The following is a 6,867-nucleotide window of genomic DNA, read 5'->3' on the forward strand; positions in this document are numbered from 1 at the left end:
ATGGTATATAGGGTCGCTATCCGGCTGGCGCCAGCCGGAACATTCCGCCTATGATTCCGGTAGCCGTTCCGCGTCATGCCGCTATACGAAGGATGGTCCCGCTTGCCGAGCACCCGCCCGCCTGCCCTCGCTTTATCCAGACCCCGGCGTACACCAGCCCTTCAGCGCATCACACGGCGGGCCGCTCCATGGCGCCGCATATGCCTGGCGGCTCTGTTCGTTCTGGCTTTCATCCTGCCCGCCGCGCGGGCACATGCCGACGATCTCCCAAGCTTCGTGCATGACGGACAATTGACGCTCTGTACCAACCCCACCCTGCCACCGATGACGTTCGTCAACGGGTCCGACACCAATGCCCTGGCCGGGATGGATATCGACCTCGCCCGGCGCCTCGCGGCCTACTGGCATGTCCCGCTCGTGCCCCAGACGATGGATTTCGAAGGGCTGTTCCCCAGCCTCTCCGCCCAGCGTTGCGGCATGGTCATCAGCGGCGTCCTGCGGCAGGCAGGCCGACTGCGGAATTATGATGCGGTGGCCTATCTGGACTCCAGCGTGGTGGCCGTCGCCCGCGTCGGTACCCCGAGAATCCGCACCATGGCCGATCTGTCCGGCCAGACCGTCGCCGTCCAGTCCGGCACCAGCTACGCCGCGCAGATCGAACGGGAGAATGATCGCCTGCGCGCGGCCGGACGGCTACCGATCATCCTGCAACAATACCCGACGGAAGATCAGGTCGTGCAGCAGGTCCTGATCGGGCGCGTCCATGCTTTCATCAGCCAGGATGTCGAACTCTACTACCGACAGAAGCAACTGGGCGGAAAAGTTACCATCATCCTGACGCCGGACTATCCGGATTTTCATCAGTTCGCCGTCTATATCCGCAAGGATGCACACGACACCGAACTTTTACAGAAGGCGATCGACGACCTGACCCAACAGGGCGAACTCTCCGCCATGGCAAGGAAATGGGGCATCTCGGGCGACCATCAGAGCGTCTTCACCGACCGGAAAGCGTCATCGCGCTTCGATTTCGCCACGTTCTTCAGCGCCCTGCTCTCGACAGCCTTCCTCAAGGGCGCAGCACTGACGCTGGTCATTGCCATCCTTTCGCACCTGACGGCCATCATCATCTCGGTCCCCATGGCCATGAAGCTGAACGGCCGGGATTCGATCGTCAGAAGGCTGCTCGGTCTCTATGTCGCCATATTCCGGGGGGCACCGACGCTTCTGCAACTGCTGTTCATCTGGAACGCGCTGCCGCAATTCTTCCCCATCTTCCGTGAGCACTGGTTCACCCCGTTTCTGGCAACCTGGCTCTCCCTGTCGATCAATGAATCCGCCTATCAGGTTGAAATCAACCGTGCCGCGCTGCGCGCCGTCGATCCGGGCCAGGTCCTGGCCGCCGACGCCCTGGGCATGACGACGGCGCAGACATACCGCCACGTCATCTTCCCGCAGGCGCTACGCATCGCCCTTCCGCCCACCATCAACGAATTCATCAGCCTGCTGAAGACGACCTCGCTCGCTTCGGTCATCTCGTTGCAGGAGCTTCTGGCCGTTACCCAAATCCAGGTGGCCCGCACGTTCCAGTTTACCGAATATTATGCCGCCGCCCTGGTCTATTATCTGGCGATGGTCTTCTTCTTTCTGTTCCTGCAAAAGCGGATCGAGCGCCGCTTCGTCTGGGCCGACCGCGACAAGGCGTCCACCGATGCAGCTTAGCACCTCCCCCGACCCGACCGCGCGGATCTCGATCCGTGGACTGAGCAAGTTCTACAAAGATTACCTCGCTCTCGATCGGGTCGATCTCGATGTCCGCAAGGGCGAGAGGATCGTGGTACTCGGCCCGTCAGGATCGGGAAAATCCACCTTCATTCGCTGCCTCAACCGCATCGAGCCACATGACAGCGGGGTTCTGATGATCGACGGCCGCGTCATCGATGACCGCACGGACCTTACGGCGTTGCGCGGCTCGGTCGGCATGGTGTTCCAGAACTATAATCTGTTTCCTCATCTCAGCGTTCTCGACAATTGCACGCTGGCGCCCCGGCTGGTGCGGGGCGTCGGGACATCCGATGCCGAGGCCACGGCCCGCCGCTATCTCTCGCAGGTCAATATCGCCGAACAGGCCGACAAATTCCCGATCCAGCTTTCGGGCGGCCAACAGCAGCGCGTCGCGATCGCCCGCGCCCTGTGCATGAACCCCGAGATCATTCTGTTCGACGAACCCACGGCCGCCCTCGACCCGGAATCCATCTCCGGAATCGTCGGCATCATGCGCGATCTGACCGAGCAGGGAATCACCACCGTCTGCGTAACCCATGAAATGGGCTTCGCCCGCCATATCGCCGACCGCATCGTCTTCATGGACCGGGGCGCGGTGCTGGAAATCACGCCCCCCGAAGAATTCTTTACCGCGCCGCGCACCGAAAGAGCGCGAACTTTCCTCGCACAGATGATCCGCCACTGACGGGCTTGCATCGAGAAGCAAAATCGCCCCCAATGGCAAGGCAGAAAGGCGGCACGGGGTGAACTATTGCTGCCGGCCGGCGCGCGCAGCCTCGGCACCTTCGGGCATTTAAAACGGAAGACTGAGTACGCATGACCACACCAATCTTCCCCCCCCAGCAGGCTGAACAGGACGAACAGTCCCTGCGCGAGGATCTGGCCGCCGCCTACCGGCTACTGGCTCTGTTCGACATGACGGACCTTGTCTACACCCACCTCTCGGTACGTCTGCCCGGGCCTGGCCATACATTCCTGGTCAATCCGTACGGTCTGCTGTTCGAAGAAATCACCGCCAGTTCGCTGGTCGTGGTGGATGCCGACGGTCTACCGAAACAGCCGACGAGTTGGCCGGTGAATCCGGCCGGCTTCGTCATCCATTCCGCCGTCCATCGCAGCCGTCCCGACGCCGCCTGCGTCATGCATACCCACACGCTGGCCGGCATGACCGTCGCCGCCCAGCAGCATGGAATCCTGCCGCTCAACCAGATCAATGCCGAATTCCACGGCCGCGTCGGCTTTCATCCCTACGAAGGGATCGCGGCGGACGACAATCTGAGCGAACGCGAGCGTCTGGTCCGCGACCTCGGCGACAATATCGGCCTGATCCTCCAGAATCATGGCCTGCTGACAGTCGGTATCTCGGTCGCCCAGGCGTTCTACCGCACCTACTATCTGGAACAGGCCTGTCGCATCCAGATCTCCACACAATCGACCGGTGCTCCACTGCACCTGCCTTCTGAAGACAAGTTGCTACGCACCCGCGCACAATTCGAGAGCGACCCGGATCAGGGTCAACTGGTCTGGCGCGCCCTGCGCCGCAAGCTGGATCGTGAACAGCCGGATTACATCCGCTAGCTTGGCAAGGCCCCATCTTTCGGCATGGAGGGGCGCGAAACGAGCCCCTCCTCTTTTCGTGAATTCTTGTTATATCATCCGTGGTCTACTCCCTGCGCCGGCCCGATGAAAAACAATCTCTTTCCCCCGCTCCCCCGCAAGCCACGCTTTCTGAAGGCGCTGGCCCACAGCGTGATGCCTTCGGTCATCACGCACTGGCTGGGCGCCCGTGCCATCGCCATCGCGCCTGAACAGATCGCCATCCGCGAGGGGTTGCGTGCCGGCGTTGCGGTCAGCACCGTCATGCTCGTCGCGTGGCATATCAACATGCCCCTCATGGCATGGTCCGCCTTCGCCGCATTCTGGACCAGCCTTGCAGACCCTGGCGGCCTTCTCCGCACCAGAATCAAGGCCCTGACATCCTTCGGCCTGGCGGGTGCGGTCATCACGGGCACCATATCCGCCCTGGCAGGGTACAGCACCGTCGCCGCCTGTGCCGGGCTCGGCCTCTACGCGTTGCTATGTGGGCTCGCCCGGGCATGGGGGGCCGCGGCAACCCAGGTCAGCGTCCTCGCCGCCATCGTCGCCGTCGTCGCCGTCTGCTATCCACAGACGCCGATGGGTGCCTTGACCCTTGCCGGCCTGTTCTCCCTGGGCGTGGTGTGGGCCATGCTGATCTGCCTGCTGGCCTGGCCCGCCGATCCAAGCACCCCGCAGAAGCAGGCCTGCGCCGCCCTGTTTCGCGAACAGGCCAGCATGGCTTTCCGCCTGCTCAGCCTGCCGCATCTTCAAACGGCCAGCCTGCCCACCCAGCAGAAGGAACTCAGCACCTGGCGCCGCGATATCCGGCGACGCATAGAACAGATCCGCTCCTCCGTCGAAAAGCTCTCCAGCGACGCGCTGATCAGTCCGACCCGCGCCGCCCTTCTGCCCGCTGTCGAGGCCGCCGACCGCATCTTCGTCACCCTGATCGCGTTCGAACACGCCGCATTCTCCGCACCGTTGCCACCCGAGACCGCCCGCGTCGTCCGCATCACAGCCGCCGCCCTTCGCCGCATCGCACGAGACATCCCGCAAGGTCGCCCCGTTCCGGACAGTCTCAGCCTCTATATCCGCGCCTTCACGCGCCTCGGTGCCCACCCCAATGCCTTGGCAGCCCGCGCCGCCGCCTGGAACGCCGCTGCCCTGACCGACCTGCAAACGGCATGGCTGGCCAAGACTCCCGCCCGGCGCGGCGCCCCGTCATCCGCACCGGCGACGCCATCGCGACCTCTCAGCCCGATCTTCGTGCGTCACGCCGCCCGCCTGTCCGTCGCGGTGCTGGCCGCATTCGGCATTACGCTCGCTTTTCACCTGCCCTATGCCTACTGGGCGATGATGGCCGTCGTCGTCGTCACCCAACCCGGCAGGAGTACCACCCTCTCCCGTACCATCGAGCGCGTGGCCGGCAGCGTCGCAGGCGGTATCCTCGCCGCGATCGCAGGGACGCTGTGCCCGAAATGGATGGTCCTGCTCCTGATCTTCCCGCTGTCGGCCACCACCATCGCCCTGCGCAGCGTCAACTACACGTTGTGCGTCACCTTCATGACCCAACTTTTCGTGCTGGTCACCGACCTTCTCGGGTCCGACACCGGCTGGCTGCTAGGCTTTGCCCGTGCCGAAAACAACATCATCGGCAGCCTTGTCGGCATGGCCGCCTGCCTCCTGCTCTGGCCGGAAAAATCCACCGCCTCCCTTCCCACTCTGGTCAGCCGCGCCTTCCTGGCCAATCTGCGCTATGCCGCGCTCGTCACAAGCGGCGACGGCAACCGTGAGGACACCGAACAGGCACGCCGCGAGGCCGGCACCACATCCAACCAGGCCGAGATCCTCTGCCAACAGACCAGCCTCGAAGGGCTCCGCCGCTCGGAAAACCTTAAAATCTGCACGGAAATCCTCTTTCATCTGCGCCAGCAGGCCGGCATCGCCAGCACAAGCTGGCTTGAACGCAGCACCGACCGTGCATCGGCCCCGACGGCACAGACTTATCAGGCGGCCCTACGACAGTTCTCGGAGCAACTCTCCGCACCGTCTTCCACCGGCACCCATCTGCGCGACATGCTGCTGTTTCTCAGACAAGCGCACTGAACCGCAGGCACGGGAGGGGCCTGCTCCTGTAAAAAAGTGCTATCGGCAATCCGGTGCAACCTGCTTCGTCTGCCTCCGATTCGAAATATTCAAGTGTACACGGTATATTTCGCGCCATACCCCAAGCAGCGTCATAAGCGCGGCTGAACATGCTCGCGGCGCGTGACCGGCCACTCCCGACAGCAGATACGAACATCTCCGGCGCATGAAAGATGAATCTGCTCCAGCAGGAACTGGACATCCACCATATCCGGCATATTGCCTCGGAGGGCATTTGCCCTATCCAACATATCGGATGTCATCCAAATTCATCACGACGCCGACCATCTGCGAACCAGATTACGATCGGTCAATGGCAGGTTGAGAGTCGGCGGATTGGTATCCGCCAGCGGCAGAATGGCTGCCATGACACAGCGGTCAAAATCGCAGAGAATGACGCGGTATCCATCATCTTTTACAATTAACCGGATCGAGCAGAATAATACCACCCAATCGTTTTATGTCATGCGGCGAATACGACGCGGGCTTGTCGAGGGATACAGAACCAGATCGCCCGCCAGCAGCTTGACGCCATATGTTCCTCATGTGTCCCGGATCATCAGTTCCTCGCCGGCATATGCTTCCGACCAAGTCAGGAGGAACGTGGGCAAACGCCCGGGCGCACACGAAACCCCATTTCAAGATCGGGATAGATCGCAACATCCACACGCGCGTCGAAATAGCGGCAGAAAGATGCGCGGTGGTAGCCCATGCTGGTAACGGCATCGTTCCGTGCGGTCGGGTCCAGCAGCCGGTGACAATGCGCCAGTTCATCCGGCGTCAGCACTTTGGGAACATGTAACAGCATCGATCTTTCGAGCAGCGATTGACATGGAACGACATTCCGTTGATGCGTTTATGCGATCAATTCTTAGTTGCATATTCTCTCCATGCGGGCCATATATCCGACGACATTTCGTCGGACCGCGTGGCGCTTCGCCACCGCGCAATGATCTGGCCTGTCGAAGGTATTCGTCACATGTCCCCACTGCCGTCCGCTGCGATGTCTTTTTCTCCCTGGGAGATGTTTCTCAACGCCGGCCCGGTTGTCCGTATGGTCATGTCACTGCTGGCTTTTGCATCAGTGCTGAGCTGGACGGTCTTTCTCGCAAAATCCGTGGAGTTCTTCCGCCTCAGACGGCGCCTCGATCGAGACGCACGAAGCCTTGCCGAAGCTGCCTCTCTCCAGATCGCGGAAGAACGGAGCCGGGCTACACGCAGCGTCGCGCACATGTTCGTTGCGGCCGCCGAGGACGAACGCATCCGCTCGCACGACATCCCCGACGACCATGACGGGCTGAAGGAGCGGATCGTCCTGCATCTGGAGCGGCTGGAAGCCGCCGAGGGCCGCAAGTTGAT

Annotated in this window: 5 protein-coding genes and 1 pseudogene; 5 read left to right on the plus strand and 1 reads right to left on the minus strand. The window is 62.1% G+C overall.

What is annotated here, in order from left to right:
- Window positions 1–75: 75 nt before the first annotated feature.
- The 4 genes from C7453_RS12450 (at window position 76) to C7453_RS12465 (ending at window position 5,469) form a co-directional block, all read left to right on the plus strand.
- Complete coding sequence (locus C7453_RS12450; protein ID WP_114727843.1) at window positions 76–1,722, plus strand: ABC transporter substrate-binding protein/permease; 1,647 nt, start codon at window positions 76–78, stop codon at window positions 1,720–1,722.
- On the plus strand, window positions 1,712–2,470 hold the full coding sequence (locus tag C7453_RS12455) for an amino acid ABC transporter ATP-binding protein (protein WP_114727844.1): 759 nt from the start codon (window positions 1,712–1,714) through the stop codon (window positions 2,468–2,470). Before C7453_RS12450 ends, C7453_RS12455 begins: the two co-directional genes overlap by 11 nt.
- 131 nt (window positions 2,471–2,601) lie before the next feature.
- Complete coding sequence (locus C7453_RS12460; RefSeq protein ID WP_114727845.1) at window positions 2,602–3,363, plus strand: class II aldolase/adducin family protein; 762 nt, start codon at window positions 2,602–2,604, stop codon at window positions 3,361–3,363.
- A 105-nt stretch (window positions 3,364–3,468) separates the two neighbouring features.
- Window positions 3,469–5,469, plus strand: a complete 2,001-nt coding sequence (locus tag C7453_RS12465) for an FUSC family protein (RefSeq protein WP_114727846.1) — start codon at window positions 3,469–3,471, stop codon at window positions 5,467–5,469.
- A 631-nt stretch (window positions 5,470–6,100) separates the two neighbouring features.
- Here C7453_RS12465 and C7453_RS12475 read toward each other — a convergent pair.
- Entirely contained in the window at window positions 6,101–6,316 is a 216-nt protein-coding gene (locus tag C7453_RS12475) for a hypothetical protein (RefSeq protein WP_114727848.1), read from the minus strand.
- Between the two features lie 171 nt (window positions 6,317–6,487).
- Between C7453_RS12475 and C7453_RS12480 the strand changes: the two are divergent.
- Window positions 6,488–6,867 (plus strand): annotated as a pseudogene (locus tag C7453_RS12480) (tonB-system energizer ExbB); the annotation flags it as partial.

The organism is Gluconacetobacter liquefaciens (assembly GCF_003350405.1).
In the GTDB taxonomy this organism is placed as follows: Bacteria; Pseudomonadota; Alphaproteobacteria; order Acetobacterales; family Acetobacteraceae; genus Gluconacetobacter; species Gluconacetobacter liquefaciens.